The organism is Caballeronia sp. RCC_10, from assembly GCF_041360715.1.
Taxonomy (GTDB): Bacteria; Pseudomonadota; Gammaproteobacteria; order Burkholderiales; family Burkholderiaceae; genus Caballeronia; species Caballeronia grimmiae.
In genome coordinates this window covers 51,128-71,251 of sequence record NZ_JBFUPT010000014.1, presented here as the reverse complement: position 1 = coordinate 71,251, position 20,124 = coordinate 51,128, and the positions used below count along the sequence as shown (strand labels likewise).

15 protein-coding genes are annotated in these 20,124 nt (G+C 66.8%); 8 read left to right on the top strand and 7 right to left on the bottom strand.

Annotated elements, in window-relative coordinates; translation table 11 throughout:
* Positions 1-74 precede the first annotated feature (74 nt).
* The gene (locus AB6804_RS22320; protein WP_370888326.1) at positions 75-956 is read left to right on the top strand and encodes a DMT family transporter; all 882 of its coding nucleotides are present in this window, start codon (positions 75-77) and stop codon (positions 954-956) included.
* Here the strand turns inward: AB6804_RS22320 and AB6804_RS22315 are convergent, their stop codons facing one another.
* The 7 genes from AB6804_RS22315 to AB6804_RS22285 all read right to left on the bottom strand — a co-directional run bounded on the left by AB6804_RS22315 (position 957) and on the right by AB6804_RS22285 (position 11,215).
* A complete protein-coding gene (locus AB6804_RS22315) occupies positions 957-2,165 on the bottom strand; it encodes a L,D-transpeptidase (RefSeq protein ID WP_370888325.1) in 1,209 nt (402 codons plus the stop codon). It lies immediately after the preceding gene.
* Positions 2,166-2,291: 126 nt separating this feature from the next.
* Positions 2,292-2,819 carry a hypothetical protein gene (locus tag AB6804_RS22310; protein WP_370888324.1) on the bottom strand — a complete coding sequence of 176 codons (528 nt, stop codon included), beginning with the start codon at positions 2,817-2,819 and terminating at the stop codon, positions 2,292-2,294.
* Positions 2,820-2,930: 111 nt separating this feature from the next.
* Positions 2,931-6,158, bottom strand: a complete 3,228-nt coding sequence (locus tag AB6804_RS22305; RefSeq protein ID WP_370888323.1) for an ATP-binding protein — start codon at positions 6,156-6,158, stop codon at positions 2,931-2,933.
* A 176-nt stretch (positions 6,159-6,334) separates the two neighbouring features.
* Entirely contained in the window at positions 6,335-8,083 is a 1,749-nt protein-coding gene (locus AB6804_RS22300) for a S10 family peptidase (protein WP_370888322.1), read from the bottom strand.
* Between the two features lie 35 nt (positions 8,084-8,118).
* The gene (locus AB6804_RS22295; protein ID WP_370888321.1) at positions 8,119-9,717 is read right to left on the bottom strand and encodes a protease pro-enzyme activation domain-containing protein; all 1,599 of its coding nucleotides are present in this window, start codon (positions 9,715-9,717) and stop codon (positions 8,119-8,121) included.
* Positions 9,718-9,911: 194 nt separating this feature from the next.
* Entirely contained in the window at positions 9,912-10,820 is a 909-nt protein-coding gene (locus AB6804_RS22290; RefSeq protein WP_370888320.1) for a DUF72 domain-containing protein, read from the bottom strand.
* Entirely contained in the window at positions 10,817-11,215 is a 399-nt protein-coding gene (locus AB6804_RS22285; protein WP_370888319.1) for a GFA family protein, read from the bottom strand. Before AB6804_RS22285 ends, AB6804_RS22290 begins: the two co-directional genes overlap by 4 nt.
* On the opposite strand from AB6804_RS22285, the gene AB6804_RS22280 reads away from it, so the two are divergent.
* The 7 genes from AB6804_RS22280 (at position 11,214) to AB6804_RS22250 (ending at position 19,962) form a co-directional block, all read left to right on the top strand.
* Positions 11,214-12,683, top strand: coding sequence for a GNAT family N-acetyltransferase (locus AB6804_RS22280; protein ID WP_370888318.1), 1,470 nt, complete (start codon positions 11,214-11,216; stop codon positions 12,681-12,683). The genes AB6804_RS22285 and AB6804_RS22280 overlap by 2 nt on opposite strands.
* A gap of 435 nt (positions 12,684-13,118) precedes the next feature.
* Positions 13,119-13,814, top strand: coding sequence for a (2Fe-2S)-binding protein (locus AB6804_RS22275; RefSeq protein WP_370888317.1), 696 nt, complete (start codon positions 13,119-13,121; stop codon positions 13,812-13,814).
* Between the two features lie 10 nt (positions 13,815-13,824).
* On the top strand, positions 13,825-14,814 hold the full coding sequence (locus AB6804_RS22270; protein ID WP_370888316.1) for a xanthine dehydrogenase family protein subunit M: 990 nt from the start codon (positions 13,825-13,827) through the stop codon (positions 14,812-14,814).
* The gene (locus AB6804_RS22265) at positions 14,811-17,033 is read left to right on the top strand and encodes a xanthine dehydrogenase family protein molybdopterin-binding subunit (RefSeq protein WP_370888315.1); all 2,223 of its coding nucleotides are present in this window, start codon (positions 14,811-14,813) and stop codon (positions 17,031-17,033) included. The genes AB6804_RS22270 and AB6804_RS22265 overlap by 4 nt, the downstream gene beginning before the upstream one ends.
* A gap of 73 nt (positions 17,034-17,106) precedes the next feature.
* Complete coding sequence (locus tag AB6804_RS22260) at positions 17,107-17,694, top strand: NTP transferase domain-containing protein (protein WP_370888314.1); 588 nt, start codon at positions 17,107-17,109, stop codon at positions 17,692-17,694.
* A 120-nt stretch (positions 17,695-17,814) separates the two neighbouring features.
* Complete coding sequence (locus tag AB6804_RS22255; RefSeq protein ID WP_370888313.1) at positions 17,815-19,335, top strand: UdgX family uracil-DNA binding protein; 1,521 nt, start codon at positions 17,815-17,817, stop codon at positions 19,333-19,335.
* A 132-nt stretch (positions 19,336-19,467) separates the two neighbouring features.
* Positions 19,468-19,962 (top strand): hypothetical protein, encoded by a 495-nt coding sequence (locus AB6804_RS22250; protein WP_370888312.1) that lies wholly within the window; start codon positions 19,468-19,470, stop codon positions 19,960-19,962.
* The last annotated feature ends 162 nt before the right edge of the window (positions 19,963-20,124 follow it).

The following is a 20,124-nucleotide window of genomic DNA, read 5'->3' as shown; positions in this document are numbered from 1 at the left end:
GGTTGAACAAGACGAAGGACCCTCTAGCGCGGATACTGCGCGGTTTCCGTCGCCGCTTTCCGCCAGTGCCGCTCATGTTCTCGTTGCTCACCGCGCCTGTGTTCGTGTTCCTCTGGTCGACCGGCTTCATCGTCGCCCGGGCGATCACGCCTTACGTCGATCCCAATCTCTACCTGCTCGCACGCTTTACCGGGACGGCCATCCTGTTCGTCGTGCTGGCGCTCATCGCGCGAGTGCGCTGGCCGACGGGCCGCGACGCCCTTCGCCAGATGGTCGCGGGTGCGCTGCTGCAAGGCGTGTACCTCGGCGCGAGCTACTGGGCCGTCGCGCGTGGCCTCGGCGCGGGCGTGATGGCGCTGCTCGGCGCGTTGCAGCCGCTTCTGACCGCCGCTTTCGCCGCGCGTCTTTTCGGCGAAAAACTGTCGGCGCGCGCCTGGAGCGGCCTCGCGCTCGGGCTGCTCGGCGTCGCACTGGTGCTCGCGCCGAAGCTCGCAGGAAGCGCCTCATCCGCCGCGCATACGGCCGATACCGCGCCGCAATGGCTCGTGATCACGGTCGCGGTCTTCGCCGTCTTCGCGATCACGGCCGGCACGCTCTATCAGAAGACATCGTTGGCGAACGCGGACATCCGCAGCGCGAGCGCGTTGCAGAACGCGGGCGCGGCGATCGTCGCCGCGGTGCTGGCCGTATCGCTGGGCGAGCACCGCTTCATTTCCTCCATGACGACGTGGCTCTCGCTCGCGTGGGGCATCGTCATGCTCTCGGGCGTCGCGACGACGCTGCTCGTGTGGATGGTCCGGCGCGGCGACGCATCGCGGGCGACGGCCCTGCTGTTTCTCGCGCCGCCGCTCGCGGCGATCGAAAGCTATGTCGCGTTCGGTGAAACGCTCGGCGCAATCCAGATTGCGGGCTTCGGCGTCGCGCTGGCGGGCGTGCTACTCGCGAGATCGAAGTGATCAATCCACGTTGTTCGCTGCGGCCGGAACCTGCTGGCGCGCGGTTTTCCCCGGCCCGGGCGACCACGCCGGCCTCGTCTTTCGCGCCGTATCGATGACGACCAGATAATGGCCGGCCCACGACGTCGTCTGACGATTGGGCTTCAGCACCCAGATGGATTGCCCTTCGGCGGCGCGCGCTTCGTACTGCGCATCCAGGATGCCGTGATGATCGAAGAACGCGTTGAGCGTCGACGGAATGCGCACGCAACCCTTCGAATGACGCATGCCGAGCACCGGCTCGAGCTTCTCGGGATCGGTGGCGTGCATCTGGAAGCGCATCGGCGAGACGCCGCCCTTGCCCCAGCCGCGTTCGCCCTCGGCCCAGCCGAAGTCGTAGATGCGCATGTCGCGCGCCCCGTAGCCGCGAATCTTGAACTCGTTGAGCGTGCCTTCCGCGCGAAAGTCCATGTTGCCCGGCACGTGCTGGAACACGCCGAGCGGCGTCAGGAAATGATCGTATGAGCCGGGGCGTCCCGTCGATACCGGCGATGCGCCGATCATCGACCACGCATCGCCCGGCTTCGCGCGGAAGTAGACGAACAGCGCCTGCGCGTTCTCCGCGCGATCGACGAGCACGACGAACTCGTTCGCGAGATCGCCGTGACCGTTTCCGTCGAGCGCATGCTGGAGCGCGCGGCCATAGGCCTGTTGATCGGCGGCCGGGATGGTGAGCCGGCGATCGACTTCCTGCGCGAACGTTTGTCGCATCGCGTAAGCGCCTTTGGGCGCGAGGCTCGATCGCTGCGCGGCGTTAGGTTCCGGCGCTTCGGGCGGAAGCGGCACTTCCGGCGCGGCGGCTTCGGATGCGGCGCTGGCAGCCGACGCCGCTTCGGCTGCTGAAGCCGCAGATGCGGCAGATGCAGCAGATGCAGCTTCCGCCGCCGATGCAGCCGATGCCGCCGACGCCGCCGGAGCCGCTTGCGGCGCTATCGGCACGGGCATCGCGGGAAGCGCGCGCGCCGGCGCGCTTGCTGCGTGCGGCGTGCTGGCGCCATGCGGCAGCGGAGGCGCGGGCGGCATCGCGACGCGCCCTTGCGCGACCGTCGCCGGCGCCGGCGCCGCTTGTTGCGCCTTTGCCTGCGCCGTCACCAGACACAAGACCACGAGCGCCGCAACCCCGATTTCTCGTGCGCCGAATGGCGTCTTGTTGTTTCCTGCGTGCTGCATTGATTGATCCGCTTGACCTTCAGATGACGGACTACCGCGAAGATCGTCCGCTTCGAACGATGAACATTGGCCGCGTCCACCGGAAGCTGATTCAAGCAAGCTTCGTTCCGCCGCAGTGCGGGCGGCTCAGAGTCCGTTGCACGACATGCTGGAGAGATTCGGGTACGCATTCGGCCAATCCCCGGCCATCGCGGATTGGGCGGCCTTGAGCGTAATGTCGCCCGTGCAGACGCAGCGCTTGAGATACACCGCGAGCCGTTCCTTGCGACGCTGGCCGGCGCGGCCTTCCCAACGCCGCAGATCGAGATTGGCGGCCGCGTTCGGCGAGCCGCCGAGAATCACCGGCATTCGGTGATCGAGCGCATATTCCGAACCGAACGATGCATCGATGCCACGCTGTTTCAACAGCCGGTCCTTCTGGCGCATCTGCACCTCGAAGGATGGCAGCACGCGATCGACATAGCCCGGCACGCAGATCGTATCGACGATGGTGGATTGCGTGACGCGCGCATCGAGCCAGTCGGCCCGCTGCGCGCGAGCCGTGCCGCCGCCGAACACCGCGACAAGCGCAATGACCGCCGACGATGCCGCTCGACCGGCGCGGCGGCGGCGATCAACGCCGCGCTGAAAGACGGATGTGTCGCTTCGATTCATGCCTCGATGAAATTGGTCATGCGGATGCGCGGCTATCGCACGGCCGCGAGTTCTTGAGACGAACGGTGGTTCAATTAGAACACACGATCGCGCAGGCGCGAGCCACCCGCTTCAGACCGACAAGCGTGCGACTGCGGCATCCAGCGCTGCTTCAAGTGCGCGGGCCTCGCGGGCGAACGCTGCGAATGACACGTCGATGTTCGCGTCGTCTTCGCCGTTGCGGTCCTCGTCGATGGCGCGTTCGCAGTTGCGCTGAAGCACGACGCAGGCCTGCATGAAGGGCGTTGCGCCGATGACCGCCGCCGCGCCTTTCATCCGATGCGCGATATCGCGCAGCAGTGCATAGTCGCAGGCGTCCATCGCGGCGCGGGCGTCGTCGATGTCCTGAGCGTTGGCGGATCGCAGGGTATCGATCAACGTAGCGGCCTGATCGCCGAAAGCGCCCAGCGTGGCCTCATCGAAGACGGGGTCGCGGTGCGGGGGTGTTGACGGTGGTGTCGGCGTGTCTTGCGTATCTTGCCTGTCCCCCACCGCATGCCCGGCCCCCGCGTCCGCGACCGACAACACCGCATCCTTCAACTCGTCGAGCGCAATCGGCTTGACGAGGCACATCGTCATCCCCGCCGCCACGGCCCGCGACGCCGCCTCCGGCAGCGCATTCGCCGTCAGCCCGATGATCGGCATCCTCCGCGCTTCCGGCGCAAGCGACGCTTCTTCCGTGCGGATCGCCTGCGCAAGTTCTTCGCCGCTCATGCCCGGCATCGAGCAATCGGTGACGATCACGTCGAACGCGCCCGGCTCGCTGCGCCAGCGTGCCAGCGCGCTGCGCCCGTCGGCTTCGCAATGCGTCGCGCCGCCCAGGAGCCTGATTTGTCCATCGAGGACGATGCGGTTCGCCGGATGATCGTCGACGATCAGCACGCGCACGCCTGCCAGCGCCCGGTGCACATCGGTTACCGCCTCGCGCGGCGCGATAGTTTCGGCGTGCTCCGCTTGCGCCGCCGGAAACGCGACGCGCACGGTGAACCGCGTGCCCTTCCCCGGCTCGCTCGACAGCTCGATGTTGCCGCCCATCATCTCGACGAGCCGCTTGCAAATGGTCAGCCCGAGCCCCGTGCCGCCGAAGTGCCGCGCGCCGCCGTCGTGGGCCTGCACGAACGGCGTGAAGAGCGACGCCTGCCGTTCCGGCGGAATGCCGATGCCCGTATCCGCCACCGCGAGCGTCAACGCGCGCATGCCCTCGCGCGGCGGGGCGACGGCGTAGGTGAGCGTCACCGCGCCGCGGTCCGTGAACTTGATCGCGTTCGACAGCAAATTGCCGACGACCTGCCGCAAGCGCTGTCCATCGGCCAATATCCACGCGGGACCGGCGTCGCCGTCACGCTGCGCGACGAGCGCGATGCCCTTCGCGCGCGCAGCCGGCTCGTAGATCGACGCGACGCTCGCGATCCACGCCTCGATATCCATCGGCGCGGCCACGAGCACGAGCCGCTCGGCTTCGATCTTCGCGACATCGAGCAGATCGTCGATCATGCCGAGCAGATCGCACGCGGCGTGATGCGCGGTCTGGAGCGAGCGCTTCGTCGTGGCGGCTTCGCCCGGCGCGCGCAGTTCGAGTTCCAGCAGGCCCAGCACGGCATTCATCGGCGTGCGGATTTCATGGCTCATCGTCGCGAGAAAAGTCGACTTGGCGCGGTTCGCCGTTTCGGCTTCCTCCTTCGCGGCGCGCATCGCGTTTTCGGCGGCTATCCGGCGCGTGATCTGCACGCGCAGCGACACCGCCCATCCCGCGAGCAGGATCACGAGCGCCCCGCCAAGCGACGCAGCGAGCTCGATCTGAGGCAGCCGGCGCTCCCACAATGCTTCGGGATGCTCATCGAGTTTCCAGCGCGCGTGGATCGCTTCCAGTTCGTAGGGCGGCAGCGCGGCGATCGCGCGGTTCAGGATGCCGAGCAGCACGGGCTGATCGCGGGCGACGAGCAGCACATGCGGGGACGGCCTCGCCGACAGCACGCCGCTGATTGCAAGCTTGCCGCGATATGGATTGCCGATCGCATAGCTCGCGAGCTTCATGTCCATGATCGTCGCGTCGGCCTGGCCGTTCGCGACGGCTTGCAACTGCCCCTCGAGCAGGCTCGTCTGGACGACGCGCGTCGTCGGCGCGAGCTGACGCATCAGCAGCCGCGCCGGGTACTCCGATGGCAACGCGAGGCGCTTGCCCGCGAGCGCGGCGGCGCCGTGCAGCGGCGGGGCGTCCGCCCGCGTGACGATGGCGATGAGCCCATCGCCGAACGGCACCGTCGGCACGAGGTTGCGGTCGGCGTAACTGCGCGCCATGCCGAACGGCAGCAGCACCGACGCGCCGCTTTGAAGGTCGCGGTCTATCTGCGCGCCGTCCTTGCGCATTCGTCCTTCGAAGCGCAGCCCCGAAACGCCCGATATCGCCGCGAGCAGATCGGGCACGAGGCCGGCGGGCTCGCCCTGGGCGTCGCGAAAGATCAGCGGCGGCGCGTGCGCGAACATCGAGTAATAGACGATCGGATGCGTCGCGACCCACGCCTTCTCCGCGGGCGACAGTTGAACCGGATGTTCGGCGGATATCGCGGTCATCGCGGCATCCCAGCGCGCCCGCGCGACGATCATCACACGCGGCGGGAGCGAGGCCAGCGCGGCATCGACACGCTGGCGCAGGGCGCCGGCGCCGGGCCGCCCCGACGCGAACACGAAGCTGTAGCCGCCTTCTTCGAAGGGCGCGGCGCCGGCGATGACGAGTCCCGGAAGATCGAGGTGCCCGATCGCGTATGCGACGGCGGTCATGTCCCCGACGAAGAGGTCGGCTTCACCGAGCGATACCGCCAGCAGCGCCGCGACGGTGCCGGAATACGCAGCAGGCGCCATCGACGGATACGCGGCCTGAAGCCGCGCCTGCGAGGTCTGTGCATCCACGTACGCGATGCGATACGTCGGCGCGCGTTTTCGAAGCGGCTCGACGAGCACCATTTGCGTTGGCATATAGGGGCGCGAAAGCGCGAGCGCAGGGCCGGCGTCCTCTCCGGTCGCGCCGGTGGCCAAGTCGATTTCGCCGAGTGTGAGCGCACCGATCAGCGCCGCGCGATCGCGATAGAACCGCCATTGGAGCTGCATGCCGAGCGAACCCGCGACCGCCTGCGAGAACTCGACCGAAATTCCGCGCGGCTCCGCGTTCGGGTTGGTCGCGGTATCCACCATGTCGAACGGCGGGACCATGCCGGGAACCGCGCCGACCACGAGACGCTGCGACGCGCGCGCCTGCGTGCCCGCGGCCATGACCGCAGAGCAGACGAAGAGCCAGGCAAACATCGACAGGCAGCGCAGTAAGCGAGAGAGACGCCCGACGCATCCGGGCTTTGCCGAATTGAACAACGCTGCACCCCTCGTTCGGGCGGTGCAGCTAGTGTGTCAGAAACGGACGGGCGCGCCAATCCGGCACGACGGCACGCTCCACCGGCTTATTGCAGGCAGCGAAACGCGCGCCGCTACTGCTCGGCGTTCGCGGGCGAAAGCGCCGCGCCGATCTTGTCCGCCGTCGTCTTCTGCAACATGATGATGCGGTTCATCGCGGCATGATTCGACGTCGCCTCCTGGTACATCTTCGCGAGGTCCGCCTTCAGTTGCGTGCGCGAGCCGCCGTCGAGATAGACCATGTGCCCCGACGGATAGAACGTCGCCGAGAGGTTCTGCCGCACGGTCTTGTCGATGAGCGGCATCTGCTGAAGGTCGAGGATCGTCTGGTAGAACGGCGTTACGAAGTCGTACATGCCGTTCGCGGCGAGCACCTTCAGATCGACGTTGAGCGCCATCACGGCGGCCAGATCGCCGGCCGTGTAGAGCACGATGTCGCCCTTCGAATCGACACCCTTCTGCGCGCCGGTCGGATCGGTGTGCTTGAAATCCCAGTTGACGAACGCCTGATCGTTGAGATCCGTGAACGACGAGGTCGACGTGAACTTCAACTGCTCGTTGAGGTAGCTGTTCCACATCGACGTGTAGACGCCGCTCACCGCCGTCATGGTCGGGTCGTTGCCGCCCGAGTTCGGGTCGATCTTGCCCGCGATGCCCGTCGATATGGCCGTCACGCGGCCATCGTAGGAACCGAGCGCCTCGCCCTTCGACTTCAGCAGCGTCGTCAGGAAAAGGGAGTTGCCCCGGCTGTCGTAAGCGGCGATATCTAGGCTCCACGCAAGCAGCGTCACCTTGTCGATGCCCGTGAACTCCGCGAGCTTCTCCACCACTTCATCGTCCGTCTGCGGAAACTTGCGCAGCGCGTTGAGGTAATCCGTGCCGGCGAATTCCGCCACTTCCTCCATGAAGTTGAGCAGATTCGGCGGCGTCGGATGCACGCCGAGCTTCTTGTGATACCACGCATCGGCGGCGGCGGTCGGCAGCGCGCCGACGGGATTGCCCGCCTGCGCGTAATCGAGAATCGACGATTGCAGCGTGATGCCGTTCAGATCGACGCCGTCCTCGTGCAGCCGGTACGCGAGCACGCAACTGCGCGCCGTGCCATAGGACTCCCCGAACAGGAACTTCGGCGAATTCCAGCGGTTGTTCTTCGTCAGATACCGCTTGATGAACTGCTTGATGGAATCCGCGTCCTGATCGACGCCCCAGAAATCGCGATTCTTGTTCGGCGCGATCGCAGCCGAATAACCCGTGCCGACCGGATTGATGAAGATCAGATCGCTCTTGTCGAGCAGGCTGTCCGGGTTGTCCTCCATCTCATAGGGCGCGGGCGGCGTGAAGCCCGGCATCGAGGTCTTGATGCGGCGCGGCGCGAACGAGCCGAGCAGCACGAATACCGACGACGAGCCCGGCCCGCCGTTATAGAAGAACGTGAGCGGGCGCGCTTCCTCCTTCGCGCCGTCCTTCGTGAACGCGACATAGAACATCTTCGCGTCGGGCTTCGAACTGCTCGGATCGACCGTCACGAGATGGCCGACGGTCGCCGTGTACGCGATCTTCTCGCCGCCGACCGTCACCGTGTGATGGGTGATCGCGGCGTTTTCGTCGGCTTCGCTCGGGTCGATGGAATCGTCGGGGCCGTTGCCGTATGCGACGGAATCGAAATACGGCTGGTCCTGCCGATGCTTCTTTCCCGCGCTTTTCGCGGGGGCCTTCGCTGCATGCTCCTCAGCCGCAGGCGGCTCCTTGATGCCGCCCGGGTCGGGCGCGACGCCAGTTCCCGTGGCGGGAATGCGCTTCATTTCCAGTGGATCGGAGTTCATCGTGGTCGCTCCCGAATCGTCGTCGTGGTTGTTGTTCACTGACTTGCCTCAACTTGTGCTTGCCGGGCGGGCGCAAGCGCCGCGGCGATCTTCGCGCCGTCCGGACTGCCAAGCCCCGTACAGGCGTCCCATCCCGGCGCCGCGGCAAAGCCGCCGTTGTTGCCTTCGGTGATGTCGCGGCACACGGCCTTCGCCTTGTAGAGCTTCGGATTCACGAAGCCCGACGGCGAGCCGTGAATCGCGTTGATGCGCGCGATCAGCGCGGCCCACAGCGGCGCGACGGCGCTCGTGCCGCCGACGACCGTATCGTCGCCATCGATCAGCACTTCGTAGCCGGTGAGCGGCGATGCGTCGCCGGCCACATCGGGCACGCCGCGTTTGCTCAGCGCGACCTTTCGGCCACCGGCCCGCGCGACCTGCAAGCCCTTCTGCCACACGGGCAGCGCGAACGCGCCGCTCACTCCACCGCCGCCCGCGCCGCCCTGATCGCCGTCGTTCCAGACGACTTCGCGCGTGATGCCGTGCGCCGTGGCGGCGACGCTCGTGCCGCCGCAGCCGAGCACGTACGGGCTGGATGCCGGGAAGTCGACGTGATCGGCGTCATCGCCGACGCCGTCCGACGAGCCGCTGTCGCCCGACGCCGCGCACACCGTCACGCCGAGCGCAGCCGCGCTTTGCAGCACGTCGTTGAACGCGCTCATCGACTGCGACGACCAGTTCGATTCCGCCCCGCCCCAACTGATGGACACGACCGACGGCTTGTTCGTGTTGTCGTGGATCGCGCGATTGACGGCGTCGACGAAACCGGCGTCGCTGTTCGGCGCGAAGTACACGGCGATGCGCGCGCCCGGCGCAACCGCGCCCGCGATTTCGATATCGAGCGTGACTTCGCCGTCCGGACCGTTGGGATTGCCGGTCGGCGCATTCTTCGCGCGGTCCACGCCGATTGCGACGACGGTCGGCGCCTTGACGCCGAGCTTCGAGAAGTACGCCGAAAGATCGCTCTCGCGATAGCCGCCGCCCAGTTCGATGATCGCGATGCATTCGCCCGCGCCGTCGCTTTCGGGGAAGTCGTAGAGACGCGCGAGATCGACCGGCGAAAACGACGTCTGCGCCACCGCGCGCAACGGCGTGAACGGCGGACGGAAGCGGAAATGCGGCCGCGCCTGCGGCTTGCTGTCGAGTCCGAGCACGGCGGTGACGGCGTCGTGGATATCGTCGGGCACGTTGACCGGACCCGCGCGCCCGCGATACTCGCCGATGTTGTGATGCTGAAAGCGTTCGAGTTTCACATCGAAAGCCTTCTGAAACGCTTCGATGCTGCCCTTCAGCACGACGCTGCGCGTGCTGGGGTCCGCGCGCACGACCGAGAGGCCGTATTGCGCGGCGAACTGCGTGACCTTCTTCACGTCTTCATCCGATGCGCCGAAGCGCTTGTCGAAATCCTCGCGCGAGACGGATTGCGCGGGGGCCTCGCCCGCGTCGATGCGCGCCATCATCTTGCGAAAGCCTTCGGCGTCCTTACGCCGCAGCATCACGACGACTTCGATCTGTTCGCCGGGATCGCAATCGCCGATGCACTTCGCACCTTCGGGATGGATTTTGTCCGTGCCGCTCACCGGTTGCTTCGCCATGGTATCGATGCTCCTTGCAGGCTATTCAGAGGTTCCCGATCCTGTCGCTTGTCGCGCATCCGGCGCGCGCTTCGCGCATTCTTCGTTGCGCGACGCACGCTGCTTATCGTCTTATTTTCCTGACGCGAATGCAATCGCCGGGACCGTGTGATGAAGCATGCCGCTGTCTCGAGACAATGCGTGTCCCGGTCGATTCACGCTGGCGCGCCGCTCTCCAGCGTGATGCCGAGGCGCTCCATCAGGCGGCGGGCATCGAAAGGCGCCTGCACTTTCTGGTCGTTGTCGAAGTAGCAGTACACGTCGCGCGATGCGCGGCGGCGCGGCGCAGCCGATGCGATGAGCTTCGCATCCTCGATCTGCCCGCCTGCCGCCCAGCGCCCGATGCGCCGCGCCCAGCCGTCGAGCGCCTCGTCGGAATAAGCGCCGCCGTAGAGCGTCTCGGTGCCGTGCAGACGCATATAGACGAAGTCGGAAGTCAGGTCTTCGGCGTAGGGCCAGTCTGCGACCGAATCGGAGACGACCAGCGCCGCGCCATATTTGCGCAGGAGCCGGATGAAGGCATCGGAGCAGAAGCTGTGATGGCGTATCTCGACCGCGTGCCGGAGCGCCCGCTTGCGGCCCGGTTCGCACCACGGTTCCTTGACGCGCGTGTCGTGCTGCTGCGCGAGCGCGGCGGCCGCGTGCGTGTCTTTCGGAAGAAGCTGGAGAAAGCGTTCGAACGATTCCGGCTTGAAGCTGAAGTTGGGCGGAAACTGCCAAAGAAACGGCCCGAGCTTGTCGCCGAGCGCGAGCACGCCCGAGGCGAAGAAGTTTGCGCTCGCGGGTATCGCCGTCTCGTCGCGAAAGCGCAGCATGTGCGTCAGATAGCGCGGCCCTTTCACGCTGAACACGAAGTCCGCAGGCGTGGCGTCATGCCACGCGCGATAGCTCGACAGCGTCTGCAGCGAATAGTGCGAGCCGTTGATTTCGACCGTCTGCACGGCCCGCGACGCGAATTCGAGTTCGAGCGCCTGCGCCAGTTTCTTGGGATAGAACACGCCGCGCCAGCCCGCATAACGCCAGCCGGAAATGCCGATGCGGATGCGTCCGCCCGCCGTGCTCATTTGGGCCGGTCTTCCGGATACTCGGTGCGAACGCCGGCGGGCAGCCACGGCTCGCGGTGCGTGCACCACAGTTCGTAAGCAGGCTCGAAGATGCCGGTTTGGTCGAACGCGCCGAGGGGCAGGTCCACTTCGGGGTGGCTCGCATATTCCATATACGCCACCGATCCGCACACCGGGCAGAAATGCCGCCGCCCGTCTTCGGAGCTGCGCCAGGTGTCGAGCCGCCCGCTCATCTCGACGTCATCGCGCGCGAAGATCGCATAGGCGCCGAACGCCGAGCCATGCACACGGCGGCATGTCATGCAGTGACACAGCGAAACGCGTCGCGGCTTGCCGCCCGCCCGGAAACGAAACGCTCCGCACGCACAGCCGCCTTCATGGATCTCGTTGTTCATGCGCTCTCCGCAATCGAAGTGGAAGTCGACGTCCACACGCGGCAAGCACATCACGCGCCCGCCCGCCGCGCCGCTGCACTGCCTTGCGAGGTCCCTGCATCGCCGCACGGTTTGCTACGATAGCCCTTCACGATCGGAGGCGGCACTCATGACGACATCGGGCATCGCAGGCAGCAGCACGTTATCCCTTCTGAAGCTTCTTCCCGGACCGGGTTCCGAGTTCGGTCCCGCGGCGTCCGATCTCGCCGCGCACGTGCTCGCCCATCAACGTTTCGATTCGGCGGCGGGCGCTGCGTTGCCGCGCGAAACGTTCCACGGAACGACCGTCGACGAAGCCATGTCCGACGAGTACGTGTTTCCGCTGGGCGACACCGGGCAGTCCATCGTGCTGCCGGGCTATCGCATCGCGGCGGGATTCATCGCCGAGCGCGCCGCCGACGAATGGCTGGAACTCGCGCACAAGGAACGCGCGGCGCGCGGCCTGCCCGCCGTGCCCGACGCCGACGAGCCGCCGCTCGCGCCGGACCCCGCCGAAGCCGATCAACTGCTCGACCGCGCACTCGAATGCGCGCAACGCATTCTCGATCCCGTCGCGGGCGAGCCGCTTCTGTCGCTGTTCGAAACGCACTATCGCGGCGGCCGCGAATTCCTGCGTCTGTCGTGGGAAGGCTTGCCCGAGGATCTCGTGCCGGAGTCGCGCCGCCCGCTCGCCGCGCTCGCATCGGCGATGGAAAACGGCGAGCGCCGCGAGAAGCGCGATTACGATCCCTACGGTCTCGTCGGCACCGACGATTACGACGTGGACCGGCCGCTCGCGTATCGCGAGAAGATCGGCCCGTTCCTGTTCACGATGACGTATCGCCACGAGTATCCCCAGGTCGACGACGAGCGGCTCGGCACCGCGTTCGCCGTGTTTCACGAGGCGGGCAGCGACACGGTCGCGGCGGCGGTGGAACTGAAGCTCGTGAAAGTGCCGCCGCTCACGAGCAGCGCCGATCTCGTCTATACGCTCGACACGTATTCGGGCGAGATGCTGTCGCTCGCGCTGGCATCGACGGAAGCGCTGGGGCAGGCGCGTCTGTGCGACGTCTACAGCACGCATCGCGTGATCTATATCAGCATGTGGGAAGTGCGCAAGCCGTGGCGCGGCGAAGGACTCGGCGTCGCGCTGCTGCATCAGGCGCTGGAGCGCCTTCCCGTCGATGTCGATGGCCGTCCGAATGCGCTGTGCGTCGCGCCCGAGCCGTATCAGATCGACATGCGTCACTTCGAGAAGCTGCCCCCCGTGCTGCGCGAAGAACTGAAAGCGCCGGGCAGGCGGCTCGAAGCGCATCTGACGAACTGGCTCGAACGCTCGAAACTGCCGATCGCGATGCATTTCTTCGTGCCGATGGCGCGGCACGCGGGCATCGGATCAGCGGGTGAGAACGCGCAGTGGATCGACAAGATCATGGAGAGCGAGGCGTGACGCGCGGCGTCCCACTGACGCGGCGCGTCTGCGTAAATTTGCTGCCGGCTCGAACGCGCGCCTGAAGAACGCACGCCAATTCCGGACGGCACGGCGACAGGCGATCGAAAGCCTTCCAGGCCAGGCGAGAACGCGAATTTACGAATTCATGCAGCTTTTACGTGCCACGTCGATGCAACCGACGCGCACGGCTGTTCCTCGCTGATCACGTATCACCCTGGCATCCAAGTTGCTCGCCGTCTCCGGTCGCGAGTGGGCGAACGTTCGGTAACCTGACAGTTTCCGGACAATGCCTTCCTGCGCGGACCACTTCGCCCCATGGACTCGGGCATTGGCGCTTGGCGGACCGACGTCGCATCGGCCGCGAGCGGACAGCCCCATGAAGACTCGAGCCGCACGGCGCCCTTCCGAACGAGCGAGGAGCCTTCTTTCGCCATGTCCCCTATCAACAAGCCATCCCCCGGCCTCGACGACGCGGCTCAAAAGCCCGCGCGCAGGCGCTTTCTGCAATCGGCCGCAGCGGCGGCGGCCGTGACCGCCGCGCCGCTCGCCCATGCGCAGCAGGCCGATACGAATGCCAACGCATCAGCGCCGATGCCGCCTTCCGTCGCACCGACGATGCCCGTCAAGCTGACCATCAACGGTCATCCGCACGAACTGCACGTCGAAGCGCGCACGACCCTGCTCGACGCGCTGCGCGAATACGCCGGCCTGACCGGCACGAAGAAAGGCTGCGATCGCGGCCAGTGCGGCGCGTGCACGGTGATCGTGGGCGGGCGGCGCATCAACTCGTGCCTCACGCTTGCCGTGATGCACGAAGGCGAATCGGTGACGACGGTCGAAGGCCTCGCGCCCGCCGCCGATACCCTGAGCCCGCTTCAGCAGGCGTTCATCGAGAAGGATGCGTTCCAGTGCGGCTACTGCACGCCGGGCCAGTTGTGCTCGGCGACCGCGCTCATCGACGAATACCGCGCCGGCGACGCCAGCGCCGCAACCGCCGACGTGCGCTATCGCCCGCCGCAACTCTCCGACGATGAAATCCGCGAGCGCATGAGCGGCAACATCTGCCGCTGCGGTGCGTATCCGAACATCGTGGCGGCGGTGAAGACCGTCGCTTCGACGCGTAGCTGAGGAGACGAACATGGACGCAATCTCCTATCAGCGCGCGGCCGACATCGGCTCGGCGATTCAGGCGGCCAGCCAGCCGGGCACGGTGTTCATCGGCGGCGGAACGAATCTGCTCGACCTGATGAAGGGCGGCGTCGCGCGGCCCGTGAGACTCGTCGATATCACGCATATCGGCGGGCTCGACACGATCACGGCGCTGCCCGACGGCGGCTTGCGCATCGGCGCACTCGTGCGCAACAGCGATGCCGCGAATCACGCCTGGGTGCGCGAGCGTTATCCGCTGCTGTCGCAGGCGTTTCTCGCGGGAGCGTCGGCGCAGTTGCGCAACATGGCGACGGTCGGCGGCAATCTGATGCAGCGCACGCGCTGCTACTACTTCTACGACACCGCCTTTCCTCAGTGCAACAAGCGCAAGCCCGGCAGCGGATGCGCGGCGCTCGAAGGCAACACGCGCATTCACGCGATTCTCGGCGCAAGCGATCAATGCATCGCGACGAATCCATCCGACATGAACGTGGCGCTCGCGGCGCTCGATGCCGTCGTGCGCGTCAGCGGCCGGGATGGCGAACGCACGATTCCGTTCGCGGAGTTTCATCGGCTGCCGGGTGACCGGCCCGATCTCGACACGACGCTCTTGCCGGGCGAACTGATCACGTCCGTCGATCTGCCGCCGCCGCTCTTCGCCGCGCACTCGAAGTATCTGAAGGTGCGCGACCGGGCGAGCTATGCGTTCGCGCTGGTATCGGTCGCGGCGGCGTTGCAGATGGACGGCAACACGGTGAAAAGCGCGCGCATCGCTCTGGGCGGCGTCGCGCACAAGCCGTGGCGCGCGAACGCGACCGAGGCGGCGCTCGTCGGCAGGACGCTCGACAGAAGCACGCTGCAAAACGCCGCCGCTCTCGCCGTGCAGGGCGCAAAACCCCGGCGCGACAACGCATTCAAGGTGACGCTCGCGCAGCGGGCGATCGTGCGCGCCGTCGAACAGGCAGGAGGTGCAGCATGAGTGTCATTGGACAACCGCTCGATCGCACCGACGGCGTGCTCAAGGTGACCGGCCAGGCGCGCTATTCGGGCGACAACAACGAGGCGAAGCTCGCGCATGCGGTGCTCATCACGAGCACGGTCGCGAAGGCGCGTATCGCATCGATCGATACGGCGCGCGCCCAGGCGATGCCCGGCGTGCTGCTCGTCATGACGCATCAGAACGCGATGCGCCTGCCGAACGGCGGCGTGCCCGACGCGCAGCCGCCCGCCGTGCGCAAGCTCACGCTGCTGCAAACCAGCGACGTGCGCTACAGCAACGAGCCGGTCGCGGTCGTCGTCGCGGAAACGCTCGAACAGGCGCGAGGCGCGGCGCGTTTCGTCGACATCCGCTACGAAGCCGCGATGCCCAACGCGGATTTCGAGCGCGCGAAAGGCTCGGCGTATCAGCCGGAAAAGATGATGGGCCGCGCGATCACGACCCGGCGCGGCGACGTCGATGCCGGTCTGCGGCAGGGACCGGCGCGCCTGGACGCGGTCTACACGACGCCGAACGAGCATCACAATCCGATGGAGCCGCACGCGACGCTCGCGCGCTGGGACGGCCCGAAGCTCACGCTCTACGACTCGACGCAGGGCGTGTCCGGCACGCGGAGCGCGGTCGCCAAATTCTTCGGCATGCGCGATGACGACGTGCGCGTGATCTGCCCGTTCGTCGGCGGCGGCTTCGGCTGCAAGGGCTCGGCGTGGTCGCATGTCGTGCTCGCGGCAATGGCGTCGAAGCAGACGGGCCGGCCCGTCAAGCTCGTGCTCGACCGGCCGCAGATGTTCGGCATGGTCGGCAACCGGCCGTTCACCGAGCAGCGCATTCAGGTGAGCGCCCGCCCCGACGGAACGATGACCGGCATGCGTCACGACGTGATAGCGACGACATCGACGTTCGAGGACTGGACGGAAAGTTCGGCCATCGTCACGCGGATGATGTACGCGGTGCCGAATCAATCGACTTCGCACAGGCTCGTGAAGCTCGATGTCGGCACGCCGACCTTCATGCGCGCGCCGGGCGAGACGAGCGGCTCGTTCGCGCTCGAATCGGCGATGGACGAGATGGCGTATCGGCTCGGCATGGACCCGCTCGCGTTGCGCATCAAGAATTACGCGGACATGGAGCCGCAGGAGAAGAAGCCGTGGTCGAGCAAGGCGCTGCTGGAGTGTTATCGCGCAGGCGCCGACAAATTCGGCTGGACCAGGCGCAGCGCCGCGCCGCGTTCGATGCGCGAAGGCAATACGCTCGTCGGCTGGGGCATGGCGACGGCGACGTATCCGGCGAACCGCAGCGAGGCGTCGGCGATTGCGCGCATCCTGCCCGACGGCACCGCGATGGTCGCCTCCGGCACGCAGGATCTCGGCACCGGCACGTACACGATCATGACGCAGGTCGCCGCCGACGCGCTCGGCTTTCCACTCGATTACGTGCGCTTCGCGCTCGGCGACTCGTCGCTGCCGAAAGCGCCGGTGTCGGGCGGTTCGCAATCGGCGGCGAGCGTTTCGCCAGCGGTGCAGGCAGCGTCGAAACAGGCGCGCGATCAGCTCATCGCGATGGCGATCGCCGATCGCGGCTCGCCCGTCGCAGGACTCGCGCAGGAGGACGTGACCGTGAGCAACGGCTGGGTCGTGAGCGTGTCCGCGCCGGATAAACGCGATCCGGCCGCGGCGGTCATCGCCCGCAACGGCGGCAAGCCGATCGAGGCGATCGCCACCGCGCGCCCCGGTGAGGAGAAGAAGCAGTACTCGTTTCACTCGTTCGGCGCGGTCTTCGCCGAAGTGCATGTCGATGCTGACCTCGGCACGATCCGCGTGCCGCGCATCGTCGGCGTGTACGACGTGGGGACGCTCATCAACGAGAAAACAGCGCACAGCCAGTTGATGGGCGGCATCGTATGGGGCGTCGGCTCGGCGTTGTTGGAGAAGAGCGATCTCGACGTGCGTTACGGGCGCTACACGAACGCCAATCTCGCGGAGTACCACGTGCCGGTGAATGCCGATATCGGCTTGCTCGACATTTCGTTCGTCGGGCAGCCGGACCCGCATATCAATCCGCTCGGGGCGCGGGGAATCGGCGAAATCGGCATTACGGGCGTGGCGGGGGCGCTCGCGAATGCGGTGTATCACGCGACCGGCGTGCGGGTGCGCGACCTGCCGCTCACGCTCGACAAGGTGATGGCGTCGAACGTGGCGTAAGGCGTGGAAGGCGGTTGCCGCCGCCTTCCACGCGCTGCACAATCGGCTTCCTTCCTTATCCACGACGAGCGCAATGACCTATTCGTCGAACGCGACCGGCATTCTGCTGGCGGCGGGCCTCGGCACCCGCTTCGACCCTTCCGGCGTTCAAAACAAGCTGCTGGCTCCGCTGCCGGGCGGCGTGCCGGTCGCCTTTCAGTCGGCGCGGCGGTTGCTCACCGTGGCGGCGGAAGTCGTCGCGGTCGTGCGGCCCGGCGCCGAAACGCTCGCCGGCGTGCTGGACGATGCGGGCTGCAAGGTCATCGTCAGCGCCGACGCCGGGCGCGGCATGGGCGCGACGCTCGCCGCCGCCGTGCGCGCGACGTCCGATGCCGGCGGCTGGATCGTCGCGCTCGGCGACATGCCGTGGATCGAGCCCGCGACGATCGAAGCAGTCGCGCGCGCCCTTGATGCCGGCGCGGAACTCGTCGCGCCGTACTATCGCGGCACGCGGGGGCATCCGGTCGGGTTCGGCAGCGTGCATCGCGATGCGCTCGCCTCGCTCGATGGCGATGCCGGCGCACGCGGCATCCTCGCCAGAGTGACGCCGCTCATCGTCGAGGTCGACGATCCGAACGTCTTGCGCGACGTGGATTTGCCGGGCGACTTGCCACGGAGCTAAGACCCCGTGACGCAGTAAAGGGCACGATCATCCCAAAAAAGTTGCCGCGAAGCAGGAGCCATCGCTAGAATACTGTATGGATATACAGTACTTTTCAGCCTTTTCTGGTTCCGGTTTTCGATGAAAAGCGTCATCCTCGACCCATCGTTCGCTGCATGGCGCACCGTGGCGCGTTCCCTCGTCACGGAAGGCGTGCCGCCGCAAGACGTGCTCTGGCGCGAGTCCGCCGCGTCGGCCACGGTGTTCGGCACCATTGCTGCGCCTTGCGGCCCGGCGGACCCGAACGCGCCCAAGCCGGTCAAGATCGCCCGCGAGTTGCTGGCCATGCTGGAGACGGCTGCGTGTTACCGCGCGCCGGATCGCTGGCCGTTTCTCTACAAGGTGCTGTGGCGCTGGACGCAGGGCGATCGCGCGGTCGCGTCGCTGGAAGATGCGGACGGGCATCGGCTGCATCGCATGATCGAAGCGGTGCAGGCCGAAGAAAGCAAGATGCGCGCGACGCTGCGCTTTCGGCATCGGGATGCGTCGCTCGGGCCGCCGGAGTTCATTAGCTGGTGCGAACCGGTGCATGACCTGCTGGAACACGCCGCCATGCACTTCGCCACGCGCATGGGCAGCGCCACCTGGATGATCGCCACGCCGCACGGCGCGGCCTTCTGGGACGGCGCGCTGCTGCGCGTGGACCGCACGAGCGAGCCGGAAGAAAAGCCGATGGATTTCGGCGTGAGCGCCGACTCCATGAGCGGCGAAGCGGTCAGCGGCGACGCCATCGAGGCATTGTGGCTCGCCTATTACGAGAGCACTTTCGCGCCGGCGCAGGAAAACGCCGCCGAAATGGCGTCGCACATGCCGGTGCGGTACTGGAAGAGTCCGCCGAACGAGCGCGCCGATCCCGCGCTGATCGCCCGCGCGGACCCTTACACGCGGCGCGACCGCCACCCGCGCAACGTGCCGGACGACATGGAAGTGGCGCTCAATACCGATTTGGAGCCGCTCAAGGGCACGTCGCTCAAGGCGCCGCCCTCGCTCGACGCGTGCAAGCGCTGCTCGCTCTGGCGCAACGCCACGCAGGCCGTGCCGGGCACGGGCGCGGCGGATGCGCGCGTCATGCTGGTCGGCGAGCAGCCGGGCGACCAGGAGGACCGCGAGGGCAAACCGTTCGTCGGCGCAGCGGGCAAATTGCTCGACGACGCCATCCGCGAGGCGCAGTTGACGCGCGAATCGCTGTATCTGACGAACGCGGTGAAGCACTTCAAGTGGGACGAGCACGCGGAGCAAGGCGGCGAAGGCCGGGAACGCCTGCTCGTGACGCCGTCGCAGCGCGAGCGCGAGGCGTGCCGCTACTGGCTCGACGAAGAGCTGGCGCGCATTGCGCCGAAGGTGGTCGTCGCGCTCGGGGCGACGGCGCTGAAGGCGCTGACGGGGCATCGCATGGCGTTGTCGGAGTATCTCGGCAAGACGATCGAGCACAAGGGGCGCATCGTCGTGCCGACCTATCATCCGTCGTATCTGCTGCGCTTGGCCGATGACAAGGTGCGCGAGGAAGTGTTCGGGACCATCGTCGAGGCGCTCGTGTTCGCGCAGCAAATCGCGGACGGCACCGCGACGGTGCGCACGCCCGTGAAGGACCGCACCGGCTGAATGTGCGCCATCGGCAAATGCAACAGCAGGAAACAGGACGCAACAAAACGAAAGCCTCGTCAACGATCGTGTAAGCCGTGCGTTGAACCGATGTCGCGCGTTTTTGCGCTTATTCGTCGAGACGATACTTACATGGCCGCTCTGCCGCTCGAAGCTCTTCGCCAGCAACACGCCCTGACCGCGCTCGTGCCGAAATCGGCCGGGCAACTGCATAGCGAACGGGAGCGCCTGATTGCACGCGCCGGCCTGTTTCTCAAAGCGACGATCGCGCTGGCGATCGTGGGCGCGGCCTTCGTCGCGGGCCTGCCGTTCTCGCCGGTGCGGCACGAATACAGCTTCGGCCTCCAGGAAGTGCTGGGCGTCGCGGTGTTCGCATCGTGTCTCTTTCTGCTGCACGAGCGCGCCGAGCTGATGCTCGCGCTTTACGATTACGAGCCGGTCGAGCAGACCACGCAGGGCGAATTGCGCGCGTTGCTGCATCGTGTGCCGGAAGGCGCGTCGTATCAAAACGCGCTCGCCGCCGACAATCGCACCTTCGTGACCGGCGAAGTCGACGGCATCCGCCGCCGCGCGGAAGCGTTCACGCCGAAGGCGCTGCCGGCGGAAGACGGCAATCCGGAAACCTGAGCCGCGGCGATTTCGCCGCCCTCAAGACTCCCACCAAAACCGCCGCTCCTGCCTCGCGCAGGGCGGCGGTTTCCTTTTTGATGCGGCTCGCGCGACACACCACCGCCTTTGCCTTGACGATCGTTTGTCCGCCGCCTTCAATACCGACATCCGACACCGAAA

What these genes read in the sequence shown, in the direction of transcription:
- AB6804_RS22320 (WP_370888326.1), top strand. Translation starts at nt 75, where the DNA reads ATGTTCTCGTTGCTCACCGCGCCTGTGTTCGTGTTCCTCTGGTCGACC.
- AB6804_RS22315 (WP_370888325.1), bottom strand. Translation starts at nt 2,165, where the DNA reads ATGCAGCACGCAGGAAACAACAAGACGCCATTCGGCGCACGAGAAATC.
- AB6804_RS22310 (WP_370888324.1), bottom strand. Translation starts at nt 2,819, where the DNA reads ATGAATCGAAGCGACACATCCGTCTTTCAGCGCGGCGTTGATCGCCGC.
- AB6804_RS22305 (WP_370888323.1), bottom strand. Translation starts at nt 6,158, where the DNA reads ATGTTTGCCTGGCTCTTCGTCTGCTCTGCGGTCATGGCCGCGGGCACG.
- AB6804_RS22300 (WP_370888322.1), bottom strand. Translation starts at nt 8,083, where the DNA reads ATGAACTCCGATCCACTGGAAATGAAGCGCATTCCCGCCACGGGAACT.
- AB6804_RS22295 (WP_370888321.1), bottom strand. Translation starts at nt 9,717, where the DNA reads ATGGCGAAGCAACCGGTGAGCGGCACGGACAAAATCCATCCCGAAGGT.
- AB6804_RS22290 (WP_370888320.1), bottom strand. Translation starts at nt 10,820, where the DNA reads ATGAGCACGGCGGGCGGACGCATCCGCATCGGCATTTCCGGCTGGCGT.
- AB6804_RS22280 (WP_370888318.1), top strand. Translation starts at nt 11,214, where the DNA reads ATGCGCTCTCCGCAATCGAAGTGGAAGTCGACGTCCACACGCGGCAAG.
- AB6804_RS22285 (WP_370888319.1), bottom strand. Translation starts at nt 11,215, where the DNA reads ATGAACAACGAGATCCATGAAGGCGGCTGTGCGTGCGGAGCGTTTCGT.
- AB6804_RS22275 (WP_370888317.1), top strand. Translation starts at nt 13,119, where the DNA reads ATGTCCCCTATCAACAAGCCATCCCCCGGCCTCGACGACGCGGCTCAA.
- AB6804_RS22270 (WP_370888316.1), top strand. Translation starts at nt 13,825, where the DNA reads ATGGACGCAATCTCCTATCAGCGCGCGGCCGACATCGGCTCGGCGATT.
- AB6804_RS22265 (WP_370888315.1), top strand. Translation starts at nt 14,811, where the DNA reads ATGAGTGTCATTGGACAACCGCTCGATCGCACCGACGGCGTGCTCAAG.
- AB6804_RS22260 (WP_370888314.1), top strand. Translation starts at nt 17,107, where the DNA reads ATGACCTATTCGTCGAACGCGACCGGCATTCTGCTGGCGGCGGGCCTC.
- AB6804_RS22255 (WP_370888313.1), top strand. Translation starts at nt 17,815, where the DNA reads ATGAAAAGCGTCATCCTCGACCCATCGTTCGCTGCATGGCGCACCGTG.
- AB6804_RS22250 (WP_370888312.1), top strand. Translation starts at nt 19,468, where the DNA reads ATGGCCGCTCTGCCGCTCGAAGCTCTTCGCCAGCAACACGCCCTGACC.